Below are 23,310 nucleotides of genomic sequence, written 5' to 3' on the forward strand. Positions count from 1 at the left end.
GCGACACGCCCAGGGGCCGCCAAATCAATGTTGTGAGAACACTCGGCTCCTACAGTCAGGTCATATATCACTTGAAGTGACGGGGGTCCTGACATGGGAGAGAAGCTGGTCGTTGTCGGCCAGGGTTACGTCGGCCTGCCTCTGGCGATGCGGGCGGTCGACGCGGGGTTCGACGTCGTGGGGATCGACCTGGACGAGTGGCGGGTCAAGCGGCTCAACGCCGCCGAGTCCTATGTCGAGGACGTCGGCGATGACCTGCTGGCCGCCGCCTTGGACTCCGGCCGTTACCGGGTCAGCGCCGACTACGCCGACGCGGAGGCGTTCGACATCTGCGTGATAACCGTGCCCACGCCGCTCCGCGAGGGCGTCCCCGATCTCCGTCACATCGGCTCGGCGGGCCAGTCCCTCGCCCCGCTGCTACGGCGGGGCGCGACGGTGATCCTGGAGTCCACCACCTACCCCGGGACCACCGAGGAGTACCTCCGGCCCCTGCTGGAGGAGGGCTCCGGGCTGCACGCGCCCGAGGACTTCTCCCTCGGCTACAGCCCGGAGCGGATCGATCCGGGCAATGCCCGGTGGCGCCTGGAGAACACGCCGAAGGTCGTGTCCGGAATCGACGCGGTCTCCCTGGAGAGGATCCAGGCGTTCTACGGGCGGATCGTGCAGAAGGTCGTTCCCGTCTCCTCGCTGCAGGTGGCCGAGCTGTGCAAGCTCCTGGAGAACACCTTCAGGCACGTCAACATCGCCCTGGTGAACGAGTTGTCGATCTTCGCGCAGCAGCTCGGGATCGACGTCTGGGAGGCGATCGACGCCGCCTCCACCAAGCCGTTCGGCTACATGCGCTTCACCCCGGGGCCCGGTGTCGGCGGGCACTGCCTGCCGATCGACCCCTCGTACCTGTCCTGGAAGGTCAAGCGCAGCCTGGGGCACAACTTCCAGTTCGTGGAACTGGCCAACGACATCAACGACCACATGCCGGACCAGGTCGTGCGCCGGGTCGGCCTCGCGCTGAACCGCCTGCGCAAGCCGGTCAACGGCAGCCGGGTGCTCGCGCTCGGCCTCGCGTACAAGAAGAACGCCGGAGACTGCCGCGAGTCGCCCGCGATCGACGTGGTCAGGGGCCTGCGCAAGCTGGGCGCGGACGTACGGGCCGCGGACCCGCATGTGGACTGCTTCCTGCTGCCGGAAGGCGTCGAGATCGTCGCCTTCTCGGAGCGGGAGCTGGCGGCGGCGGACGTGGTGCTGGTCCTCACCGACCACGACCACTTCGACTACGAGCTCGTCCAGCGGGCGAGCGCCTTCGTCCTCGACACCCGGAACCGGTGCCGCGGGCCCAACGTCGAGAGGCTTTGACCTCCCGGCGCGGGGTCCGCGGCTCCGCGGAGGGTCACGGCTTCATGACGCGGGCGATCAGCTCCTCGACCTGGCCGTTGAGCTTGGCCCCCCGGGGCCACCCGGCGTAGTGGGTGAGGAAGACGACGATCTCGCGCAGCTCGTCGGGGGTGAGGTCACCGGTCCTCAGCGCCGCGTCCAGTTGGAGCCCGACGACGTCGTCCATGCCCTGCCCGACGAGCAGGCCGACCAGCAGCAGCCGCCGGTCGCGGGTCGAGATCCCCTCCCTGGACCACACCTCGGCGAACAGGTGCTCGACGGTCATCCCGAAGAAGTCGCCCGGCCCGTCCCCGACGTGATCCCAGCCGTAGACCTGTTTCATGATCTCCAATCCGCGCTTCCGGCGGTCAGGAGTGGTGTCATCCGTGTGATCGCTCATGGGGCACTCCGAGTCCGTCGGCCAGCTGTTCCAGGGCGAGGGCGGCCAGGGGGGTCTCCACCCCTCTGGCCCGTGCCAGTTCCAGTGCGAGGGTAAGGTCTTTCTCCCTCAGAGTCCTAACATGTAGCAATATGTCGTACCAGGGATCGTCCGGCGTTACAGGTCCCGTCGTCTTCCTCAACATGATCGCCCCCGGGCCGCTGGTGATCGCGTCCGAGTGCTTGACGGCCCGCGCCGGCGCCTTCGGTGAGATCCCGCACGACTCGGCCCTGATGTCGTGCACGAGCAGCCCGCCGGGCCAGCCGGCCAGGTGCGTGGCTATCGGCGCGCCCATCTGCCCCAGCCCGATGAATCCGAGTCTCAACGGAGAACCCCCTCGTTGATTCGAAGGTCACACGATCGGGGTTGCGTCCACGTTGCGCCGCTCATGACCGGATCACCTGCCCGCCGTCCACGTTGAAGATCTGCCCGGTGATCCAGCCCGCCTCCTCCGACAGCAGGAACAGGCACATCCCCGTCAGGTCCTCGGGCCGGCCGAGCCGCTTGAGTGCCAGGTCACCGACCATCTGCCTGCGGTAGCCCTCGGGGACCACCGTCCGGGTGGCCTCGGGGTCGGTGGGGCCGGGGGCGATCGCGTTGACCCGGATGCCCATGCCGCCGAGTTCGTGGGCGAGCTGCTGGGTCAGGCCGTTGATACCGACCTTGGCCAGGCCTTGAACTCCTCCCCGGCCTGAAGGCCGGAGACTCTCCCGTCGCGTCGCGGTTCGGCCGCTGGGACCCGGCTCCTTCCCTCGTCGAGTGAGGTCGCTCGTTCCTCACGACCTCACTCTCCTCAGTCCAGTCCCCGGCGCGGCCTCACGGGATGGTCCCTCAGGGCGGTTCGCCTGGTCCTTCCCTGGTAGCAGTAGCCGGTGCGGCCTCACGGGCACTCCTCAGTCCGGGGGAAGATGGTTCCGGCCGTGGTGGCGAGGAGGCCGGGGAGGTCGCGGCAGGAGAGGTGGCCCATTCCCGCCTGGACCAGCGCGCCGTAGAAGGCCAGCTCGAAGGCCTGCAGGGCGGCGGGGGAGGCGTCGGTGGCGCCGGAGATCCGTTCGTGGACACGGAGCCGGATGCGGGCACGCAGCCGGAGGACGTTGGGCTCGTCGGCGAGCATCGCGGTGATGCCCCGGCTGCGCGGCACCGTACGGGTGCGGGAAAGTCGTGATAATCGGGGTATGCGGTTCGACGTTCTCGGCCCCACCCGGATCCGGCTCGATGATGGGCGCGCGGTCGTCGTGGGCGGGCCGCGGATGCGCGCGCTGCTCGTGATGCTCCTGCTCGACGTGGGAAAGGTCGTGACCACCGAACGGCTGATCGGCGGCCTGTACGGCGCCGATCCGCCCGCGGGCGTCGCCAATGCCCTGCAGTCGCAGGTCTCGCGGCTGCGCAGGGCACTCGGTGCCCAGGAAGTGATCGAGTTCCACCCGGCGGGCTACCGGCTCGTGGCCGGTGCCGATGCCGTCGACGCCCACCGCTTCGAGCGGCTCGCCGCCGAAGGCCGGCGTCTCCTGGCCTCCGGCGACCACGGGCGGGCGGTCGAATCGCTGGGCGAGGCGCTCTCGCTGTGGCGCGGGCCCGTGCTCGCCGACGTGGCGGAGTTCCCGTTTGCCCAGGCACCCTCGGCCAGGCTGGAGGAGCTCCGGCTCGACTGCGTGGAGGATCGCCTGCAGGCCGAGCTGGAACTGGGCCGCCACCGTGAGCTGGTGGCCGAGCTACAGGAGCTGACCGCCGCACATCCCCTCAGAGAGCGGCTGTACGGGCAGCTGATGCGCGCCCTGTACGGCTCGGGCCGGCAGGTCGAGGCGCTGGAGGTCTACGACAGGGCCAGACGGATCCTCGGTGAGGAGTTCGGCGTGGACCCGTCGGCGGAGCTGGCCGCCGTGCACCTGGCGGTGCTCAGGGCCGATCCCGAACTGACCGGTGCCCCCGCCGCCGGTGCCCCACCCCTCCGGTCGGGTCTGCGGGCCCCGCTGACCAGCTTCGTCGGCAGGGAAGACGAGATGTCCGAGCTCCGCGCGCTGCTCGGTGAGGCGAGACTGGTCACCCTGGTCGGCCCCGGCGGCGCGGGCAAGACCAGGTTGGCCGGTGAGGTCGCCGCCGGGGAGCAGGGGGAGGTGTGCTTCGTGGAGCTGGCCCCCGTCTTCGACGGCGGGGAGGTGGCCCAGGCAGTCCTCGGGGCGATGGGGGTCCGCGACGCCCGGCTGTTCCCCGGCCCCGGCCGGCCGGTGCCCACCCCCCTCGCCAGGCTGGTCGCGGTGCTGGCCGGTCGTCCGCTGCTGCTCGTCCTGGACAACTGCGAGCACCTGGTGGCGGAGGCCGCCGAGCTCGCCGACCGCCTGCTCGCCGCCTGCCCGGCGCTGCGCGTCCTGGCCACCAGCAGGGAGGCGCTCGGCATCACCGGGGAGGTGATCCACCCGGTCGCGCCGCTGCCGGTGCCGAGGGTCGGCACAGTTGCCGGGGAGGCCACGGCCTACCCGGCCGTGCGACTCCTCGCCGACAGGGCGGCCGCCGTGTGCCCCGGTTTCCGTGTCGACGACACCAACGTCGAGCAGGTGCTGGACATCTGCCGGGCACTGGACGGCCTGCCCCTCGCTCTGGAGTTGGCCGCGGCACGCCTGCGCTCCCTGCCGGTGACCGAGGTGGCCTCCCGGCTGGGCGACCGGTTCCGGCTGCTGTCGCGTGGCAGCCGCACCGCGCTGCCCCGGCACCAGACGCTGCGCGCCGTGGTCGCCTGGAGCTGGGACCTGCTCGACGACGACGAGCGGTCGCTGGCCGGGCGGCTGACCGTCTTCGTGGGTGGCGCGACGCTGGAGGCGGTCGGGCGGGTGTGCGGGCTGCCGGAGGCCGAGGCCGTCGACCTGCTGAGCTCCCTGGCGGAGAAGTCGCTCATCGAGCGGGTGGGCGGGCGCTACCGCATGTTGGAGACCATCCGCGCGTATTGCGCGGAACGGCTGGCCGAGACCGGCGAGACCGAGGTGCGCCGCGAGGCGCATGCCTCGTACTACACGGATCTGGCGGCCACGGCGGACCGCCGGCTGCGCGGCGCCGGGCAGCTGGAGTGGTTGCGAAGGCTGGACGAGGAGCGCGACGACCTGCACGCCGCGCTGCGCTGGGCCGTCGACACCGGCAGGACCGGGCAGGGGCTGCGCCTGCTGGCCGGGCTCGCCATGTACTGGTGGATGCGGGGTCGCCGCTGGGAGGGCGCGGGCCTGGCCACCGACCTGCTCGGTGTGATCGGGCCGGCCCCGGTGGAGGGACTGGAGGAGGAGTACGCCATCTGCGTGCTCGTCGCCTTTGGTGGCGAGTCGCGGTCGCCCCGGCTGCTGGCCCTGCTGGAGGCGGCCGCACCGCTCGTTCCGGCGATCGACCAGCCGTACCGGTGGCCGTTTCTGGCCATGCTGCAGGCGATGTTCACCGGCCCGGTCGCGGACCTCCGCTCCCACCGGCCGCGGATCCCGGCCATCGCCGACCCGTGGGTCCGGGCTCTGTCCCACTTCGGCTGCGGCTACTTGCAGCTGTACGACGGCGACGCCGGGGGCGCCGAGCGCTCCTTCGAGGACGCGCTGGAGCTGTTCGGCTCCATCGGGGAGCGGTGGGGCAGTGCCCTCACCCTGGCCGAGCTCGCCGACCTGCGGCAGGACGTGGCGGCGTCGCGCGCGCTGGCCGACGAGGCGCTCCGGCTGGCCGAGGAGCTCGAATCGGCCGAGGACATCGCGGATCTCATCTGCCGCAGGGCCCTGGGAATCGTGCGTGAGGGCGACCTCGCGACCGCTCACGCCGAGTACCTGCGCGCGGCCGTGTACGCCCGCAGGGCGGGCACGCCCGATGTGATGGCCAAGGTACGGCACGGGCTCGCCGAGCTCGCCAGGCTCCGCGGCGAGCTGGACGAGGCCCGCACCCTCGCCCGCGAGGCACTGGACCTGTGCCCGCAGGAGTGGTACGCCGCAGAGGAGACGCGGTTGCGCATCACCGTCGAACTGGGCCGGATCTCCACGTCGAGCGGAGACGGGGCCGGGGCGAGGGCCTGGTACCGCGAGGCGCTGGAACCGGCGCTCCACCGCTACCTGCTCGTGGCGGGTTCGGCGATCGAGGGCCTGGCGGAGGTCGTGCTGCTGGAGAACGACGTCCGGGGAGCGGCCCGGCTGCTGGGGGCGGCCACGGCTCTCAGCGGCGCCGCGGCGGCGCACCCGGACGCGGCCCGGGTCACGGCAGCCGTCCGCGCCCGGATCGGCGGCGCCGGGTACGAGAAGGAGTGGCGTGCGGGAACCCGCATGTCGCGGAGCGAGGTGCTTTCGATGCTCGAGGCATGACCATGTCCGGGTGACTCCGACCGCGCGGTTGTCAGTGGCCGTCAGTGGTTGTCAGTGGCCGTCAGCACGAGGTGCGCGGGCCGTCAGCGACGACGATCACGATGGCGGGCATGACCGATCACCTCCCGATCACCGACCGCCGCAGGCGGGCGACCCTCGCCGTCGCCTGCCTGGCGGCGCTGCTGCTCTCCGTTGACGTCACAGTCCTGCACCTCGCCCTTCCCCAGTTGGTCGCGGACCTGCGGCCCTCGGCCACCCAGATCCTGTGGATCGGCGACGCGTACGGTTTCGCGCTCGCCGGCCTGCTGATCACGATGGGCAACCTCGGCGACCGGATCGGCCGCAGGAGGCTGCTCCTCATCGGCGCCACGGCCTTCGGGGTGGCCTCGGCGGTGACCGCCTACGCGCCCACCCCCGAACTGCTCATCGCGGCCCGCGTCCTGCTCGGCGTGGCGGGTGCCACGATCATGCCCTCCACTCTGTCGATCATCCGTAACGTCTTCACCGACCCGAGGCAGCGGACCACGGCGATCGGTCTGTGGAGCGGGATGGGCGCGGCGGGGTTCGCCCTGGGGCCGGTGGTCGGCGGTCTGCTGCTCGATCACTTCTGGTGGGGGTCGGTCTTCCTGATCAACGTGCCGGTGATGGCGCTCATCGTGGTCGTCGGCCTCGCCGTGCTGCCGGAGTCACGCAACCCCGCCGCGGGGCGGGTGGATCCCGCGAGCGTGTTGCTCTCCCTCGTCGGCGTCACCTCTTTGATCTACGCTGTAAAGGAGGCGGCCGGTCACGGTCTCACGGATGCCGGAGTACCGGTGGCGGCGGTCGTGGGGATCGCCGCGCTGGTGATGTTCGCCCGGCGGCAGGCTCGGCTGGCCGAGCCGCTGATCGACGTTCGTCTCTTCCGGCGCCGGGCCTTCACCGCGTCGGTCGGCGCCAACCTCATCGCCATCTTCGGCATGTCCGCGCTGTCGCTGATCTTCGCCTGGTACTTCCAGCTGGTCCTGGGCTGGTCGCCGCTGCGTGCCGGTCTCGCGGGACTGCCCGGTGGCCTGTCGGCGGCGGTCGGCGGGGTGCTGGCGGCCGGGTTGATCACCCGATGGGGCCGGGCCAGGGTGGTGGCACTGGGCCTGGCGATGGCCGCCGCGGCCTTCGCCTGCTACAGCCGGGTCGGGCTCGACACCCCCTACCTCTACTTTCTCGTTCCCATGATCGTCTGCGGGGTGGGCATCGGGCTGACGTTCGCGGTCACCAACGACACGGTGCTCGCGAGCGTGCCCAGGGAGCGGGCCGGTGCCGCGGCGGCGATCTCCGAGACCTCCTTCGAACTGGGCGGCGCGTTGGGCATCGCGATCTTGGGCAGCATCCTGACCGGTGTCTACCGGGGCGACCTCCGGCTCCCGGCGGGGGTGCCGGGCGAGGTGACCGCCGCCACGGCGGAGTCGCTGCCCACCGCTCTGAGGGCCGCCGCGGCGCTCCCGGCCGAGCTGGGGGAGGTCGTCGCCGAGGCGGCCAGGCGGGCCTTCGTCACCTCGGTCGGGGTGACCTCGCTCGCCGCCGCGGTGCTGATCGCGGTCCTCGCCGCGGTCTCGCTCGCCGGTCTGCGCGGCGTGCCCGACGTGATCCCCGAAGAACTCCTTTCCGAACCGCGTGGCTGACCTGTAAGGCGCACGGATCACGTGGGTGCCGCGGCCCGCCACAAGGGGGGCGATTTCACTCGTGGCGGGAGAGCCGTGAAATCCTGAGAAGTCAGGAAAGGGGAAGCGGATGGGATGCGCGCTTGTCACCGGGGCCTCGCGGGGGCTCGGTGCCGCCATCGCCGTGCGGCTCGCCGAGGACGGCTGGACCGTCGCCGTCAACTACGCCCACGACACCGCGGGTGCCACGGCCGTCGTCGAGCGTATCTCCGCGGCCGGGGGCCGGGCGTGCGTGGCCCGCTTCGACGTGACGGACGAGGAGTCGGTACGGCGGGGGATCGCGGAGGTGGCCGAGAAGGCGGGACCGGTCGAGATCGTGGTCAACAACGCGACCGGGCCCCAGCCGCTGGTCCCCCTCGCCGAGCAGACCTGGGAGCATCACCTCGACCAGCTCCGGTTCTTCGTCAAGGCGCCGCTGCTGATCCTGCGGGCCGTGCTGCCCGCGATGCGCGAGGCCGGCCGGGGCCGGATCGTCAACGTGGGCAGCGAGGTCGTCGACCTGGGCAACGTCGAGATGGGGCACTATGTCGCGGCCAAGGCGGCGCTGCACGGTCTGACCCGTTCCTGGGCCAACGAGCTCGGACGGTACGGCATCACCGTCAACACCGTCGAGCCCGGCTGGATACCGGTGGAGCGCCACGAGGGAATGGACGTCGAGGAGTACCGTGCGGGCCTGCCGCTGGGCCGGATGGGGGTGCCCGCCGAGGTGGCCGACGCGATCGCCTTCCTGGCCTCGCCCGGCGGCCGTTTCATCACCGGCCAGCGCCTGGCGGTCAACGGCGGCAACACCATGTCCTGAGGCGCGCGGGCCACCGCCGGCCCCGCCTCCGGGACGCGTCGATCCCGTTTCCGGCCGGCACTCGTTCCCGGCCCGTGGTCCACGTGCTCCCGGCGCCCGGGTCCGAGCCGTCGCGAGAGCGCCGGTCGCCGGCCCGTGTCCTGACGGCCTGCCGGCCCGCCCGGCTCGGACAGTGCCCGCCCAGCTCCTGAGAGCGCTCTCAGTAGGGTGGAGTTTGGGCCGTCCGGCCAGGGGTGATGTGGCTGTATCGCGTTGCGAAGGGCCTGGTGGGCGGGGTTTGCAAGTCATGGGCCAGGCATCGAACAGGAGTTCAGTCGAGAGAGCGCTCTCGCGAAACTATTGACTCGGCAGCGTCACAGCGTAAGGATCTGCGAAGTGCGGACTCGGGGGCCGCCACGACCGTCGCTGTGCCTGGAGAACGGACCTTCGATGATCAGACCCTTCGCCCGGCCGGGCGCCAACCGGAGCCGGCTCGCGGTACTGGCGAGCCTCACAGTCCTGGCGGCCGGTGTCGCCGGAATCCCGAGCGCGGGCGCCGAGACCGCGACGGGCGGCCGGCAACCGGTGATCGGCAAGCCGGCCCTGGACGCCCGCGGCTGCGCCCGCATCGAGAAGAAGCTGCCCGCCCTCGCCGAGTGGCCCAAGGTCGACAGCGCCATCGATCAGAACCGGTCGGACGAGAAGCGGGTGGCGAAGATCCTCGCGGGCATGACGCTCGCCGAGAAGGTCGGCCAGATGACCCAGCCGGAGATCACCGCGATCACTCCCGACGAGGTCAAGCAGTACTTCATCGGCTCGGTGCTCAACGGCGGCGGCGCGTGGCCCAACCGTGACAAGCACGCCGCGCCGAAGGCCTGGCTCGACCTCGCCGACGCCTACTGGAACGCCTCCGTCGCCACCCGGACGAAGATCCCCGTCATCTGGGGCATCGACGCCGTCCACGGCAACAACAACGTCTACGGCGCGACGGTCTTCCCGCACAACATCGGCCTGGGCGCCGCGCAGGACCCGTGCCTGGTGCGTGACATCGGGGCGGCGACCGCCAGGCAGATTCGCGCGACCGGCCAGGACTGGGCGTTCGCGCCCACCCTCGCCGTCCCCCTCGACGACCGGTGGGGCCGTACCTACGAGGGCTTCTCGGAGGACCCCCGGATCACCCGCGCGTACGGCTACGAGGCGGTCAGGGGACTGCAGGGCAAGCACCCGCGCGGCATCGGCTCCGACGGCGTCATCGCCACCGCGAAGCACTTCATCGGTGACGGCGGCACCGTCAAGGGCGTGGATCAGGGGGTCAACCCCTCGTCCGAGGCCGAGATGATCAACGTGCACGGCCAGGGCTACTACAGCGCGCTCGCGGCCGGCGCCCAGAGCGTGATGGCGTCGTTCAACAGCTGGACCAACGCCGACCTGGGTATCAACGAGGGCAAGCTGCACGGCAGCAAGCGAGCCCTCACCGACATCCTCAAGCAGAAGATCGGCTTCGACGGCATCGTCGTCTCCGACTGGAACGGCATCGGCCAGGTCGCCGGGTGCACCAATGCGAGCTGCCCGCAGGCGATCAACGCGGGCATCGACGTGGTCATGGTGCCCAACGACTGGAAGGCGTTCATCGCCAACACGATCGCCCAGGTCCAGAGCGGTGAGATCCCGATGGCGCGCATCGACGACGCGGTGACCCGCATCCTGCGCGTGAAGCTGCGCACCAACGTGCTCGACGGGCCGAAGCCCTCCAAGCGCGCCTTCGCCGGTTCCACCGACGCGCTGCAGGCGAGGAAGCTCGCCAGGGAGGCGGCGCGCAAGTCGCAGGTCCTGCTCAAGAACAACGGCAAGGTCCTGCCGCTGGCCGCGAACTCCAAGGTCCTCGTGGTCGGCAAGAGCGCCGACAGCCTGCAGAACCAGACCGGCGGCTGGACTCTCACCTGGCAGGGCACCGGTAACGTCAACGCCGACTTCCCCAACGGCACGACGATCCTCGGCGGCCTGCGCGAGGCGCTCGGCGCGGCCAACGTCACCTTCAACGAGACCGGCGAGGGCGTCGACCCCTCGGCGTACGACGCGGTCATCGCGGTGATCGGCGAGACGCCGTATGCCGAGGGCGTCGGGGACCTCGCGCGGCGCTCGCTGGAGGCCGCCAAGATCTACCCCGCCGACCTCGCCGTGCTGGAACGGGTCAGCGGCAAGGGCGCGCCCGTCGTCACCGTCTATGTCAGCGGCCGGCCGCTCTGGGTCAACAAGGAGCTCAACCGCTCCGACGCCTTCGTCGCCGCGTGGCTGCCGGGCACCGAGGGCGGCGGCGTCGCCGACGTGCTCGTCCGGGGCAGGTACCGCGACGGTTTCACCGGCAAGCTGCCCTACTCCTGGCCCAAGAGCGCCTGCCAGACGCCGCTCAACGCGGGCACCGAGGGCTATGACCCGCTCTTCCCGCTCGGCTACGGCCTGCGCAACGGCCAGACGGGGTCGGTCGGCACGCTCGACGAGACCGCGCCCGAGTTCGGCTGTGGCGGGCAGGGCGGCGGCGGTGAGGCGACCGAGGATCTGGAGATCTTCAACCGGACCGACATCGCGCCCTACAAGAGCTTCATCGGTTCGGCGGAGAACTGGGGCGGCACCGAGATCGGCGCCGACGGCCAGGCGTCGCACGCCGAGATCTCCGTGGTGCAGTCAGACGTCAACGTGCAGCAGGACGGTCTGAAGGCGACCTGGAGCGGCACGGGCCCGGCCCAGATCTACATGCAGGACCCGGCGGGCGGCTCCGATCTTCGGGGCTATCTCAACTCCGACGCGGCTCTGGTCTTCGACACGATCGTCCACCAGGCCCCGGCCGCCAGGACCGTGCTCAGCGTGCACTGTGTCTATCCGTGCTTCTCCGAGGTGGTGGCGACCTCCCTCTTCCAGGGACTCCCGGCCGGGAGCAAGGCGACGGTCAAGATCCCCATCGCCTGCTTCGCCGCGGGGGGCCTCGACCTTGAGGTGGTCAACACCCCGTTCCTCGTCTACACCGACGGAGCCTTCTCCGCCTCGTTCGCCAACGTCCGCTGGGTGCCGAAGGCGGCCAACGATCCCGACGCCAAGAAGTGTGAGGACCTGACCTAGGGCTCTTCGCACACGAGAGACGCGAGGGACGGGGTTCGGTGGTGTCCGGCCATCGGGCCCCGTCCCTCGCGTCTCCGGTCCGGGGACGCGGGGGTCAGTCCGTGGGAAGCAGGGTTCCGAGCGGTCCGAGATCGAGGTTGAGGTCGGAGGGTGAGAGCCCGAAGCGTTCGCACAGTTCGGTCATCGCCTCCTCAAGACGCATGAGCGTCAGGCCCAGCACCTCGACCTGCTCCTCGGTCAGGTCCCCCTGCTCCATCCGGCGCACGCACTGGCGTTCCACCAGCTGTCGCACGAGTTCGACGAGGGTGAGTACGAGGCGGGTCAGGTCCCGCTCGACCGCCTCGGGGTCGGTGTTCACCCGCCACCGGCCGCCCCGCGCCGCTCTCCGGGTGTTCCGGAAGCCCTCCCAGGTGTTCACGGAGTCCTTCCGCCCGCTCGCCGGAGTCCCTTTCGCCGGAGTCACCGAGCGCGCCCTGCCGGATGTCCTCCGCGCGGTTCGCAGGTCCTCCGCGGCGGCGCGGAGCCTCTCCCGGGTGACGCCGGGGTCCTCCGTCTCGCGAAGATTCTCCGCGGGCGGGCCGCCGCCGGGACGGTTCACCGTGGGGACCCGTGGTCCGGTGGGTCGAGCGCGCTCGCCGGGGTGGTCGCGTCGGATGTCCGTACGACCGTGACCGCGCCCGGCGGGTGCACGGAGGGAATCGCGTCGGACGCCCGTACGGATGTGATCAGGGCACGCAGTGAGATGCGGACGAGGTCGATGTCGGCGATGGAGAGCACGAGGTCGCCGCTGACCACGACCCCGCCCGCCAGCAGCCGGTCGAGCAGGTCGACGAGTGCCACGCGTTCGGCGGGCAGGCGTCCCTGGGCGGCGAGCGCGGCGCCGCGCGGGCGGCGGTCAGGTGTCATCGGGCACCTCCCGGCCGGTCGTGCCGAGATCCAGCACGGTGAAGGAGTACGGCGCCCAGGGGCCGGTGAGCTCCAGGTCGATCCCCTGCCCGCGCAGGCCGTCGACGGCGGTGACGAACTCCTCGGCGTGATCCTCGTCGACGAGGTAGGCGCCGTTCAGCACCATCGGGTCCTCGCGGCCGGACAGCTCCGGATCCTGGGGCCGGTGCCGGTGGCTCGCGACGGAGGTGGCGGCCAGGGTGGCGTGGATGTGCTCCGCGCGCTCGGCCGCCTGGCGCCACGCGTCCTCCCGGTTGCGCAGGCTGGCCCGGCGGCGTTGCAGGTAGGCCGTCCCCGGCTTGCCGCTCTCCGCGGCACTCTCCCCTGCCGGCGGCGAGTCGGCCGCGGCCGGGGCGGCGTACGCCTTCACCCCCCACTCCCTGCGCCCGGTGACGTGGGCGAGCACCGCGGCGAAGTCGTCATGCCTGCGCCGCAGCAGGTCGCGGACCTGCTCCTCGCCGGTGTAGACCGTCACCAGCCGGACCGGTGCGGTGGGGGCCTCCTCCGCGACGGTCTCCACGACGCGATGGTGAGCGCGGGCTGTGTCTCCGACCCAGTCCAGATCCTCCAGAGAGCGCCGTAGCGGCTCCTCGCCGAACTCGTCCAGGGGCACCGGGCTCACGTACGCGACCAGGCCCTCGTGCGTGATCGCATGTACGGGCGCATCGGCCACGCCCGTCACGCCGGCGGGGAGGGTGCGGCCCAGGTCCTGGGCGATCGCGTAGAGGTACGTGCCCGCCTCAGCCATCGCGGTCCCCCTTTCTGGACCTTCTGGGCTCGCGAGGCTCCCGGTACCGCCTCGGCTCTCCGGCACCCCTCGACTCCCTGACCTCTTCGGGGAATCTGTCCAGGGAGCGGCGCCTTGGGGTCTCCCAGTCCTCCTCCGCGGCGGCCAGCCGGCGGCGCAGGCGGCGGTTCTCCTCGACCAGGTCACGGTCCTGCGCGGTGAGCCAGGGATCGTGCTCCCACCAGTCGATGCCCAGCTCCCGTGCCGTGTCGACCGAGGCGATGAGCAGGCGCAGCTTGATGGTGAGCAGCTCGATGTCCAGCAGGTTCACCCGGATGTCACCCACGATCACGATGCCTCTGTCCAGCACCCGCTCCAGGATGTCGGCGAGATTGGCGGGCTCCCGCCCGCCGGACGCTCCCCGGCCGTAGGGCTGGGAGAACGCGCCGCCGGGGCGTGCCACCTCGGCCATGTCAGCTCGCCTCGCCGCTGTCGGCCCTGCCGCGCCGGTAGCGCTTCACCCTGCGGTACGACAGCAGGTCCCCCTCGGGGCCCAGCTCGACCTGGTAGAGCGCGAGCATGTCGCCCGACGAGGGGATGTGCCGGTCCTCGACGACCTCGACCTCGACCAGCCAGCCGCCCTCCGTCGGTCGTACCTGTGTCACCCCCTCGGTGTCCTTCGAGGTCAGCTCGGCGATGTGCCGCAACCCGGTCGTTCCCGCGGTCGCCGCGGACAGGGCAGGAGAGCGTCGTCCCGGACGGCGGGCCTTCGCCTGTGGCCTGTCCTCCTCCAGGTCCTCCTCGTCCTCGACCTCCTCGTAGAACTCCTCGTCCTCCTCCTCCGGCTCCTCCTCGTCGAAGGCCTCGTCGGAGGTCTTGTAGGAGTCGTCGGCAGGGCGCTCCGCACGGGTTCTGCGCTTGACAGGCACGGGATCGCTCCCCTCGTTGTCTCTCCGTTCTCCGCCGGTGCGGCCGTACCGGCGGAGGTCCGGGCTAGGTGATCATCTCTCGGAGGATCCGCTCCGCGGCCATGGACTCCTCCTCCTCGGAGATCTCGCCGGATGCCCTGGCCTCCGCGAGCTCCTCCAGGCGGCGTCTGACCGCCGCGGGGCTCCGCAGTTCCATCTCGGCCTGTTCCTCAAGCAGCTCCGCGAGCCGGATCAGCCCGCGCAACGGCGCGAGCGGCAGACTGAAGATCAGTCCCAGTGGGTCCATGGTCGATCACCTGCCTTCAGGTCCTGACGAAGTCGTACGGTGCCAGCGGGCCGAGCAGGCGCAGCCCCACCCGGCCCGCCCACCGGGTTCCGAACTCGGCCAGGGCCTCCTCGATCTCCGGCTGCCGGTCGGTCTGCGCGAGCAGGGCCAGATGGGCGGCGTCCTGCTCATGGGTGGGTTCGCGTACCGCGATGGCGACGCAGAGCGGGGTGAAGACGTCGAGCAGCGCGGCGGTGTCGGCCTCGCGCTTGGCCGCGATCGATGTGTTGATCAGCTCTCCGAGCCGCATCCTGGTGTCCCACGTCGCCTCTTCGGGGCGCCCGCGGATCTCGTCGCGCAGCCTCGCCGTCTCGGGGTTCTCCTCCAGGACCTCCCACAGGATCGTCTGCTCGACATAGCGCCCTTTCACGATGTACTCCGCTCGGCCCTCCAGTTCGTTCAGCGTGTTGCGGAAATCGTCGTGGTACGGGGTGAGCAACTCGTCGACGACCGCCTGCGCGTCCGTCACCACCGCCCCGAAGCGGAGCGGGAGCACGGGTACCTCGGCGGCGGCTTCGTCCAGCAGCCGCTGGTGGGCCATGAGATCGTCCGGCCTGCCCAGCGGGCGGTCGGTGGGGACATCGCTCACCAGGGCGGCGATCTCGCCGTACCGCACCAGCCGGACCTGGCCAGGAGGATCTCCCACGCCGAGGGTGTCCGGGGTCAGCTCGACGTCTGCGGGAACGATCCCGTAGATGTAGGAGCCGGCTCCGCGCTCGGGGGCGCCGGACCTCTCGGACCCGGTGGGCCTGGGCCGCTTACCGGAACCGGTGCCACGCCGTCCGGGTGCCTGGCGCTTTTCGGACTTCGATCTGTCGGACTGGGCGGTCCCGGATTTTCCGCTGGGATCGCGCATCTCACTCTTCCCTCCGTCGTCTGCGCCGGGGGGCCGGTTCGCGCTCTTCTTCCTCCTCGAACTCCTCCTCCTTGGACCCGCCGGTCAGGCTGCGGAGCTTCTCTCCGGCCGCGTCCAGCAGCCCGTCCGTCGCGCCCTTGACCTTCGCCTTGCTGCCGCTCTGGGTCACGTCCTGCATCAGCTCCGGCAGCCCCTTCTGGCTGCCGACCTGGGAGAGGTCGAGGCGGTTGACCGCCTCCGCGAAACGCAGGTAGGTGTCAACGCTGGCCACCACGACTCGTACGTCGATGGTCAGGAGTTCGATCCCGACGAGGGAGACCCTGACGAAGGCGTCGATCACGAGCCCCTTGTCGAGGATCGTCTCGATGACGTCGGCCAGACCCGATGAGGATCGGTAGCCGCTCGCTCCGCCCCCCGAAGGTTGGACAATGGTCATGGTGTTCCTCTCCGGTACCTCCTTCGATCACGCCCTGGTGGCCGTCTTGCGACGGGCGGGACGCCTGGGCGGTTCCTCCTCCGATCTGCGGGACGCGCCGGAACCGCGGCGTCGCAACGGGCGCCTGGGCGGCTCCTCCTCTTCAGGCTCCTCTTCTTCCTCCTCGTATTCGCTCTCTTCTTCCTCGGGTTCCTCCTCGCCGGGCTCTTCTTCTTTTTCTTCTTCGAGTTCCTCTTCTTCCTCGGGGCCCTCTTCCTCTCCCTCGGGGCCCTGGGCCTCCTCCTCTTCCCGGAGAGCCGTCTCCTGGTCCTTGACGACCTTGCTGTCGCGGATCTCGCCGCGCCAGCCCTGAAGGTCGTCGGGGTGCAGGAGCACCTCGTTCATGACGTGCCGGCGGAAGTGCTTGAGTTCGAGGCGCGCGCGTCTGCCCTGGGCGCGCCACAGGTTGCCGGTGCGCTCGAACAGGCCCTGCGGGTGGTACTCCAGGACGAGCAGGATCCGGGTGAGCTCGGGGGCGATCTCGTGGAAGGTCACGGCGCCGTCCACGTAGCCCTTCGCACCCTTCGAGCGCCAGATGATCCGCTTGTCGGGCACCTGCTCGATGATCGTCGACTCCCAGATGCGGTGGGACAGGAAGACCTGTGCCTTCCAGTGCAGCTTCTCGTCGGACGGTTGGTCGACGTTCTCGACCTTCTTCATGAACTTCGGGAAGTCGCCGAACTGGGTCCACTGGTCGTAGGCCATCCGGACCGGAACACCGATGTCGATCGTTTCGATGATGCTCGTCAGCTTCAGCTTCTTGCCTTTACCCCCCTTTCCGCCCTTGCCTCCGGTGATCTTCTGTATCAGGCCACCGATGGCCATCTTGCCCAGTCCCTTCACCAGGCCCCCGGCCATCGATCCTTTCGAGCCGCCACCTGTCACGGCGCTCATCAGGCTCGATCCGTTGCCTCCGGCATAGTCGGTCAACCGGCCGGTCGCGCCCTTGACCTTGTCACCCACCGATGACAGCGCCCGCTCCCCGGCGGCTCCGAGGAGATTCTGGAACTCGTGGGTGAGCCGGTTCATGGGGGACTCCTGGCCGTTCTGCTGCTTGGGCCGGTCCGTTGAGGTCTTAGCCATCGAGATCACCCCCGTGCCCTGGCGGGTGCCCGCCTGGTGCGCGGCGGTGCCGATCCACGGCGGGAGGGGGCCCGGCTCCTGGGCCTGGCCGGCGCTTCCTCCTCTTCCTCTTCCTCTTCCTCTAGCTCCTCCTCTTCCTCCTCCTCGGGCTCTTCTTCCTCTTCTTCGTCCCTCGGCCGGGACTTCTCACGGGATCTCGTGGCCTTCCCGCGGCGCTTCCGGCGTTCCTCGAACTCTTCTTCCTCTTCTTCCTCTTCGGCCTGCTCAGGGTTTCGCAGTGACTCGGCCCGGTCGTGCAGCCTGCTGCTCAGCGAGTCGATCTGCTTGCTCACCGCTGCTTTGGCGGCGTCCTTGCCCGCGTCCAGAAGATCGCTGCGAATGCTTTCGGTGATCTTTTCCACTTCCGGAGATGAGGTGAGCATCTTCAGTCCCTGCTGCAACAGGTCGCCCTTGCCGGCGCGCAGGTGGCCGGTCACGCCGGCGATGGCCAGCACAGCCGCCAGCCGGTATTTCCCGCGCCCCAGAAGGTAGCCTCCGGCCACGGCGAGGGCCATTCGCACTACGTTGTTCACGATCACCACTCCTTGTCGATTGTCCTGCTGCGGAGTCCGTCTCATCTCTTCGAGTCCCCGGGGCCGGGCCCCGCCAGCGCACCACGGAGAAAGACGACATTGACCAGAGCCGACGCCCGTTGCGGTGAATGTGGGAAGAGCATTCCGTTCCCACAATTTCATTTCCCCATACCCTAGAAAACCCCCATAAAAGCACATATGGGCAAAAAAGGAACAAAAGGGATATTGCTCTGGCTGGGCCTTCCTTGGGAGCCGGATTCCCGTCGTGGGCTGAGGGGTGGAACAACCGTCCATCCGCCTCTGGTCTACGGCAGAGGTTGAGAGTTCAATGATGTGTTGGGGCCAACGGCGGAGCTTTGTAACAAGTGAAGCCAGGTTCCCGGAAAGATTTGGTCAAGATTCCTAAGACGAATGAGCCGAGACAGGAGAGAGGCGCTTAAAAAACGGGCACAACCACCTCGTTAACCCGTAAAGCGGAGGTACAGCCCTGGTGAGAAGATCGAGGGCCGGGTTCGCCTTGGTTGCCATGACGGTTGTTTCCACCATGGTCGGCGGGCTCACGGGATGTGCACGTGCGGAGTTCACCTACGTCCGCCACGACGACGGGCAGACATACTTCAAGGTTCCGGCGGCCTGGCAGAAGGTCGACCAGACGGCGCTGGACAAGGCGACCATCGGAGCCGACCTCGAATCGGCCACCGCGCAGCTGCGCAAACAGCTCATCTGGTCGACCGCCTACGACGCCCACAGCAAGCCGTCTCCAGACCACCTGCTCGGCTACGGCACCGAGGACGAACCATTCGTCTTCGCCCGGATCGCCAAGCTCCTCCCCGAGGAGCAGGACGCGCTCTCCCTGAACAGCATGCGCAACTCCGTCCTGCCCGTCACCGAGACGGTGCGCAAGGAGTACGCGGAGATCCCCGGCTACCCGCTGAAGGACTTCGAGCTTCTCGCCGACGAGGTGCTCCAGCCCGGAGACGGCCTGCGCGGGGTGCACGTGCGGTTCAACTACGCGATCGAGGGCGCCGGGACGGAGACCTTCGACCTCACCTCCTATCTGGCCCCGGACGGCAAGCAGATCTCCACCCTGCTGATCCGCTGCTCGGCCGCCTGCTACCGGAAGCGCGCCGGGGAGTTCGACAGGATCGCGCAATCTTTCAAGGTCAAACGACTCACCGGGTGAGGAGAAGCCCGTACATGAAGTCACCTCCGCAGCCCCCCACCTTCGAAGGACTACGGGCCCCCGGCTCGGGTCCGACGGACCCGCATCCCGACAAGCGTAAGAAGATGCCGTTCTGGGATCGGATCAAATTCCTCCTCATCCTGACGATCATTTATTTCATCCTGGTGTGGAGTGAGATGGCCTCATTTGAGGGCATCATGACGTTCCAGGATGCGATGATCACCACTGCCGTCGCGGCGCCGTGGATCTTCTGGCTCCTGGGCGCCGAGTTCCTGCGCCAGCTCCACTTCTTCGTCAGCGAGCGCTCCGCCGGATACAACCGGTTCTGGACGCGCGGTGTGTTCGGCGGCTTCGAGCGCTGGACCCACCGCCGCTTCTCCGACTGGAATCGCTTCAGGATGGCACGTGCCATCAAGTGGCTGTTCTGGATCGCGGTGCTCGCCCTCATCCTCGGCGAGGTGCTGGACACCTCTCCCGCGCTCGCGTTGTTCCAGGCGCCCGCGCTGCTCTGGCAGGCGCTGCCGTACATGGCGCAGCTCGCCTTCGCGTTCTTCTTCATCGCCTTCCAGTTCATCGGCCTCTTCTGGCTGCTGTCGCGGGGCGGCGTGGAGACCTACTTCCCCGACGACATCAAGACCCGCTTCACCGACGTGTGGGGCCAGGACCACGTCGTCGAGCGGGTCAAGGAGAACATCGTCTTCCTGGAACGGCCGGACGCGATCGAGGAGCGCGGTGGCTACGTGCCCAGCGGCCTGCTGCTGTGGGGTCCGCCGGGCACCGGTAAGACCCTGATGGCCGAGGCCGTGGCCGGGGAGACCGGCAAGCCGTACGTGTTCGTCGACCCCGGCGCGTTCGTCAACATGTTCATGGGCATCGGCATCCTGAAGGTGAAGTCGCTGTTCAGGAAGCTCCGCAAGCTCTCGCTGCGGTACGGGGGCGTGATCGTCTTCTTCGACGAGGCCGACTCCCTCGGACGGCGTGGCTCGCTGGCGCAGCAGGGGCCCAGGGGCGGCCCCGGATTCTCCCCGCACGCCGCCGGGTGCCATGGCTTCGGCTACCTCAGCGAGGACACCCGCTGGTTGCTGACCCGCAAGGGCGCGGCGGAGCGGGAGGAGCCGGACACCGGCCGCAGCCGCTTCATGATGGGCGGCATGGGCGGCGGAGGTGGCGACCCGGGCACGCTGCAGGCGCTGCTCACCGAGCTGTCGGGCCTGAAGAAGCCCCGGGGCATCGTCAACCGGCATGTGAGAAGGCTCTTCGGCATGCGGCCCAAGCCGCCGCCGAAGTACCGGATCCTGGTCATGATGGCCACCAACATGCCCAACTCGCTGGATGAGGCGCTGCTGCGGCCGGGCCGCATCGACCGCATCTACAAGGTGGGCTACCCGTCGAAGGCGGGCCGGGTCCGCACCTACCGGGGCTACTTCGACAAGGTCGACCACGAACTGACCGACGAGCAGCTGGACAAGCTGGCGACGATCACGCCCTACGCCACCGGTGCCACGATCAAGGACCTGGTGAACGAGTCGCTGATCACCGCGATCCGCGATGGCCGGGAGGTCATCACCTGGTCGGACGTGACCAGGGCCAAACGGCTCAAGCAACTCGGACCGCCCGAGGACGTGGAGTACATCGAGCGCGAGCGGCACGCGGTCGCGGTGCACGAGGCCTGCCACGCCGTGGCGGCCTACCGCACCCGCTACCACCTCGAGATCGACATCGCCACGATAGAGAAGGGCGCCGACTATCTCGGCATGGTCGCGAGCATCAAGCCCGAGGACCAGTTCACCCGCTGGAAGTCCGAGCACGAGGCCGACATCATGGTCTCGCTCGCCTCACTGGCGGGGGAGCGGATGTTCTTCGGCGAGGACAACTCCTCCGGCGTCTCGGGTGACCTGTTCTCGGCGACGTACCTCACCGCACTGATGGAGGCGCACTGGGGCATGGGGCGCGGGGTGACCTCGGTGCCCGCGCTGCAGGAACTGGAGATTATGGGAGGCAAGTCGATGCCCAAGCCCGGCGGCGGTGGCATCGGTTTCACCAAGACGCCAGGTGGCGGGCAGTCGCCGGCCCCCGACGTGCTGGGTGAGCGCATCGAGTTCAACCTGGTGCGCCTGCTGGACCGGACCGAGGAACTGCTGCGGGAGCACCGGAGAGACGTCCTGTGCCTGGCCCACGCGCTGGAGACGCACAAGACGCTCAACGGTGACGACGTGGTCGCGATCCTGGAGCGAAGGCAGGGGCCGCTGGTCGACGGCTCGGTCTATCTCTCGGACGACTTCTACGCCGAGATCGAGGAGTATCACCTGGAGGCGGCGCGGGCGCATCGCGAGCACAGCCACGTGTCGCGCACCCTGCCCGTCCCGGCGGCCCTGCTCAGGCTCGAACCCGCCGTCGCGGTCGTGCAGGGAGCGGTGGTGACGGGCAACGGCCACGGCGCCACGATGTCGGCCGGGCCGGCCTCGGCGGTCGCGGCCGAGCCGGACTTCGTGCCGTGGGGTGACGGCGGTCCGGTGCCCCGGCTGTCACCGCCAGCGCCCGTGCCGTTGCCACAGCCTCCGCCGTCCGGCGTTCCCGCGCCGCGGGGTGGGCGGCTGAGGGTGGTGCTCCTGGTCGTGGCCAGCCTGGTGGCGCTGGCGGCCTTCACCCTGCTGGGCGTGTACCTGCTCAATGGCGGGAGTGTCGTGATGGGCGGGGCGGGCTCGCTGGAGTCCGGCACGCTCCCGGTGGTGCTCGTCGCCGTACTGGCCGCGATCGTGGGAGCGGGCATCGTCGCCGCGGTCACCCGGGGATCGCGGGCCGCCAGGGCCAGGGCCGAGGCCCAGCGTGACAGCGCCGTGGAACGGGCACAGTTGCTCGCCGCGGCGATGGACCCCGAGGTCGCCATGCGGGTCCTCGGCTACAAGGGCACCGATGAGCGGCCCCCACGCTGAGGGCTTCGAACACGCACAGCCCGCCGGGCCGAGGCCGCGGGCGGGCTGTGCGGTCGGGAGGTTCCGGGGGAGCCGGTGAGCCGGTTCCCCCGGAGGCCCGTCAGTCGAACTCGCCGTCCTTCACGCCGCCGACGAAGGCGTCCCACTCGCTTCGGGTGAACGCCAGAGCTGGGCCGCCCGGATCCTTGGAGTCGCGGACGAGGTAAAGCCGATCGGCGTCGGCCTTGTGTCGGGCAACGGCCGGATCACCGGGGACGACCGCCACCTCCACGCAGTCGCCTCCGTTGGTGCTGCGACCGCTCTTACGCCACTCGGCGTCGGACAGATCCATCGTGGACCCTCGCACTTTTTCTTCCTTCTACGGCTAGGGGGAGGAAAACCTTCTCGCCATCTGGGCGATGAAGGCCGCCGACTCCTCCTGACCGAGTGCCATCTCGCAGAGGCTCTCGAACATGGAGGCGTATCGGCTGACCTGCTCCGGGTCGTCCGGCACGAGCCCGCTCGAGGCCTGCTCCAGATAGAGCAGGTCGGGAACCTCGGGCTCGGGGAAGCTGAGCAGGCAGAACTTGCCGTCCATCGCCGCGTGCGCCCCCGCGGAGAACGGGGCGACCCGGATCTCCACGTTGGGCAGCGCGCCGAGGTGGACGAGATGTTCCAACTGCTCCGACATGACGTCGCGCCCGCCGATCTGACGCCGGATCACTGCTTCGTCGAGCACCGCGACAAGGTGGATCGGGTCACCGGGTCCGTGCAGCAACCGCTGGCGCGAGATGCGCACGGAGACCGTCTCCTCGACCTGGGAGGGGGTCTGGACAATGGAGGTCGCCTCGATCACCGCGCGTGCGTACGGTTCGGTCTGCATCAGGCCGGGAACGACGAGCGGCTCGTACGAGCGCACGAGCGACGCCTCCGCCTCCAGCCCGATGTAGGAGTCGAAGCCCGGTTTAAGGGCTTGGCGGTGGGGGTGCCACCAGCCACGCCGCCGGGCCTCCACGGCCATCTGGATCAGGGAGTCACGTGCCTCCCCGGTCACGCCGTACACATCGGTGAGGGCCGACACGTCCGAGGGGCGGGGACGGGTCAGGCCCGTCTCGTATCTCCAGACGGTGGTGTCGGTGGAGCCGATCCGCTCGGCCACCTCCACCCGTGTCAGCCCGCTGTCCTTTCGCAGACGGTTCAGTTCAGCCATCAGGCGGCGATGACGGGCCGTGGGGCTGCGTCGAGAAGCCACGCATCTACCTCCCTCCGTCCTTTGATAGCAAATCTGTGGAATCTCAACATGAGGTATTGCAGTCCTTGATAGAACAGTTCACCGTGAGTGAGTGTGCCATCTCAGACGGCGATGTGCATGGAATGTCAACAACCCCCTCCTGCAGGAGGGGGCTTGAGGCGCGGTGATGCGCTTCGAAGCCCCGCGTTGACCAGCCCTGGCCATCATGAACTGGAGGTGTGATCCAGATGGCTACGTTGAACACAAGATTGCAGACCGACCTTGGGGTGCTTCCTCAGCTCCAAGCTCTCGAATCCGTGGGAGCAGACACGCCCGAGGGTGGGCACGAAACGGCTCACGGACACC

The 23,310-nt window shown here is 69.6% G+C and carries 23 protein-coding genes; 7 read left to right on the forward strand and 16 right to left on the reverse strand.

Going from position 1 to position 23,310, the window contains the following annotated elements:
* The first annotated feature begins 93 nt into the window (after positions 1–93).
* Positions 94–1,353: a nucleotide sugar dehydrogenase gene (locus ABT130_RS04445; protein WP_350952780.1), complete on the forward strand. Its 1,260-nt coding sequence runs from the start codon at positions 94–96 to the stop codon at positions 1,351–1,353.
* A 34-nt stretch (positions 1,354–1,387) separates the two neighbouring features.
* Here ABT130_RS04445 and ABT130_RS04450 read toward each other — a convergent pair whose 3' ends face one another.
* From ABT130_RS04450 to ABT130_RS04465, 4 genes are all read right to left on the reverse strand, one after another.
* On the reverse strand, positions 1,388–1,771 hold the full coding sequence (locus ABT130_RS04450; RefSeq protein WP_350952782.1) for a carboxymuconolactone decarboxylase family protein: 384 nt from the start codon (positions 1,769–1,771) through the stop codon (positions 1,388–1,390).
* On the reverse strand, positions 1,752–2,135 hold the full coding sequence (locus ABT130_RS04455) for an NAD(P)-binding domain-containing protein (protein ID WP_350952784.1): 384 nt from the start codon (positions 2,133–2,135) through the stop codon (positions 1,752–1,754). Before ABT130_RS04455 ends, ABT130_RS04450 begins: the two co-directional genes overlap by 20 nt.
* Positions 2,136–2,196: 61 nt before the next feature.
* Positions 2,197–2,481, reverse strand: coding sequence for an SDR family oxidoreductase (locus ABT130_RS04460; RefSeq protein WP_350952820.1), 285 nt, complete (start codon positions 2,479–2,481; stop codon positions 2,197–2,199).
* 209 nt (positions 2,482–2,690) lie between these two features.
* The gene (locus tag ABT130_RS04465) at positions 2,691–2,951 is read right to left on the reverse strand and encodes a hypothetical protein (RefSeq protein WP_350952786.1); all 261 of its coding nucleotides are present in this window, start codon (positions 2,949–2,951) and stop codon (positions 2,691–2,693) included.
* A gap of 34 nt (positions 2,952–2,985) precedes the next feature.
* Here ABT130_RS04465 and ABT130_RS04470 point away from each other — a divergent pair, with 34 nt between their 5' ends.
* The 4 genes from ABT130_RS04470 (at position 2,986) to ABT130_RS04485 (ending at position 11,706) form a co-directional block, all read left to right on the forward strand.
* On the forward strand, positions 2,986–6,120 hold the full coding sequence (locus ABT130_RS04470; RefSeq protein ID WP_350952788.1) for an AfsR/SARP family transcriptional regulator: 3,135 nt from the start codon (positions 2,986–2,988) through the stop codon (positions 6,118–6,120).
* Positions 6,121–6,230: 110 nt separating this feature from the next.
* A complete protein-coding gene (locus tag ABT130_RS04475) occupies positions 6,231–7,775 on the forward strand; it encodes a DHA2 family efflux MFS transporter permease subunit (RefSeq protein ID WP_350952790.1) in 1,545 nt (514 codons plus the stop codon).
* A gap of 109 nt (positions 7,776–7,884) precedes the next feature.
* The gene (locus ABT130_RS04480) at positions 7,885–8,613 is read left to right on the forward strand and encodes an SDR family oxidoreductase (RefSeq protein WP_350952792.1); all 729 of its coding nucleotides are present in this window, start codon (positions 7,885–7,887) and stop codon (positions 8,611–8,613) included.
* Between the two features lie 429 nt (positions 8,614–9,042).
* Complete coding sequence (locus ABT130_RS04485; RefSeq protein ID WP_350952794.1) at positions 9,043–11,706, forward strand: glycoside hydrolase family 3 N-terminal domain-containing protein; 2,664 nt, start codon at positions 9,043–9,045, stop codon at positions 11,704–11,706.
* Between the two features lie 94 nt (positions 11,707–11,800).
* Here ABT130_RS04485 and ABT130_RS04490 read toward each other — a convergent pair whose 3' ends face one another.
* The 10 genes from ABT130_RS04490 to ABT130_RS04535 all read right to left on the reverse strand — a co-directional run bounded on the left by ABT130_RS04490 (position 11,801) and on the right by ABT130_RS04535 (position 17,624).
* Positions 11,801–12,124, reverse strand: a complete 324-nt coding sequence (locus ABT130_RS04490; RefSeq protein ID WP_350952796.1) for a gas vesicle protein K — start codon at positions 12,122–12,124, stop codon at positions 11,801–11,803.
* A 176-nt stretch (positions 12,125–12,300) separates the two neighbouring features.
* A complete protein-coding gene (locus ABT130_RS04495) occupies positions 12,301–12,612 on the reverse strand; it encodes a gas vesicle protein (protein WP_350916340.1) in 312 nt (103 codons plus the stop codon).
* The gene (locus tag ABT130_RS04500; RefSeq protein WP_350952798.1) at positions 12,602–13,399 is read right to left on the reverse strand and encodes a GvpL/GvpF family gas vesicle protein; all 798 of its coding nucleotides are present in this window, start codon (positions 13,397–13,399) and stop codon (positions 12,602–12,604) included. The genes ABT130_RS04495 and ABT130_RS04500 overlap by 11 nt, the downstream gene beginning before the upstream one ends.
* Entirely contained in the window at positions 13,392–13,850 is a 459-nt protein-coding gene (locus ABT130_RS04505; protein ID WP_350916346.1) for a gas vesicle protein, read from the reverse strand. Before ABT130_RS04505 ends, ABT130_RS04500 begins: the two co-directional genes overlap by 8 nt.
* Position 13,851: 1 nt before the next feature.
* Positions 13,852–14,307 carry a gas vesicle protein GvpO gene (gene gvpO, locus ABT130_RS04510; protein WP_350952800.1) on the reverse strand — a complete coding sequence of 152 codons (456 nt, stop codon included), beginning with the start codon at positions 14,305–14,307 and terminating at the stop codon, positions 13,852–13,854.
* Positions 14,308–14,371: 64 nt separating this feature from the next.
* The gene (locus tag ABT130_RS04515) at positions 14,372–14,593 is read right to left on the reverse strand and encodes a gas vesicle protein GvpG (RefSeq protein WP_350916352.1); all 222 of its coding nucleotides are present in this window, start codon (positions 14,591–14,593) and stop codon (positions 14,372–14,374) included.
* A 16-nt stretch (positions 14,594–14,609) separates the two neighbouring features.
* Positions 14,610–15,488 (reverse strand): GvpL/GvpF family gas vesicle protein, encoded by an 879-nt coding sequence (locus ABT130_RS04520; protein ID WP_350952802.1) that lies wholly within the window; start codon positions 15,486–15,488, stop codon positions 14,610–14,612.
* A gap of 1 nt (position 15,489) precedes the next feature.
* On the reverse strand, positions 15,490–15,924 hold the full coding sequence (gene gvpJ, locus ABT130_RS04525; protein WP_350952804.1) for a gas vesicle protein GvpJ: 435 nt from the start codon (positions 15,922–15,924) through the stop codon (positions 15,490–15,492).
* A gap of 27 nt (positions 15,925–15,951) precedes the next feature.
* Positions 15,952–17,046, reverse strand: coding sequence for an SRPBCC family protein (locus ABT130_RS04530; protein WP_350952806.1), 1,095 nt, complete (start codon positions 17,044–17,046; stop codon positions 15,952–15,954).
* A 5-nt stretch (positions 17,047–17,051) separates the two neighbouring features.
* Entirely contained in the window at positions 17,052–17,624 is a 573-nt protein-coding gene (locus ABT130_RS04535) for a hypothetical protein (protein ID WP_350952808.1), read from the reverse strand.
* A 520-nt stretch (positions 17,625–18,144) separates the two neighbouring features.
* On the opposite strand from ABT130_RS04535, the gene ABT130_RS04540 reads away from it, so the two are divergent.
* Entirely contained in the window at positions 18,145–18,801 is a 657-nt protein-coding gene (locus ABT130_RS04540; protein WP_350952810.1) for a hypothetical protein, read from the forward strand.
* 14 nt (positions 18,802–18,815) lie between these two features.
* The gene (locus ABT130_RS04545) at positions 18,816–21,734 is read left to right on the forward strand and encodes an AAA family ATPase (protein WP_350952812.1); all 2,919 of its coding nucleotides are present in this window, start codon (positions 18,816–18,818) and stop codon (positions 21,732–21,734) included.
* 100 nt (positions 21,735–21,834) lie between these two features.
* On the opposite strand, the gene ABT130_RS04550 is transcribed toward ABT130_RS04545, so the two are convergent.
* Positions 21,835–22,065, reverse strand: coding sequence for a DUF397 domain-containing protein (locus tag ABT130_RS04550; protein ID WP_030922935.1), 231 nt, complete (start codon positions 22,063–22,065; stop codon positions 21,835–21,837).
* Positions 22,066–22,098: 33 nt separating this feature from the next.
* Positions 22,099–22,923 carry a helix-turn-helix domain-containing protein gene (locus tag ABT130_RS04555; protein WP_350916373.1) on the reverse strand — a complete coding sequence of 275 codons (825 nt, stop codon included), beginning with the start codon at positions 22,921–22,923 and terminating at the stop codon, positions 22,099–22,101.
* Between the last annotated feature and the right edge of the window lie 387 nt (positions 22,924–23,310).

It is taken from the genome of Streptosporangium sp. NPDC001681 (assembly GCF_040298085.1).
Lineage (GTDB): Bacteria > Actinomycetota > Actinomycetes > Streptosporangiales > Streptosporangiaceae > Streptosporangium.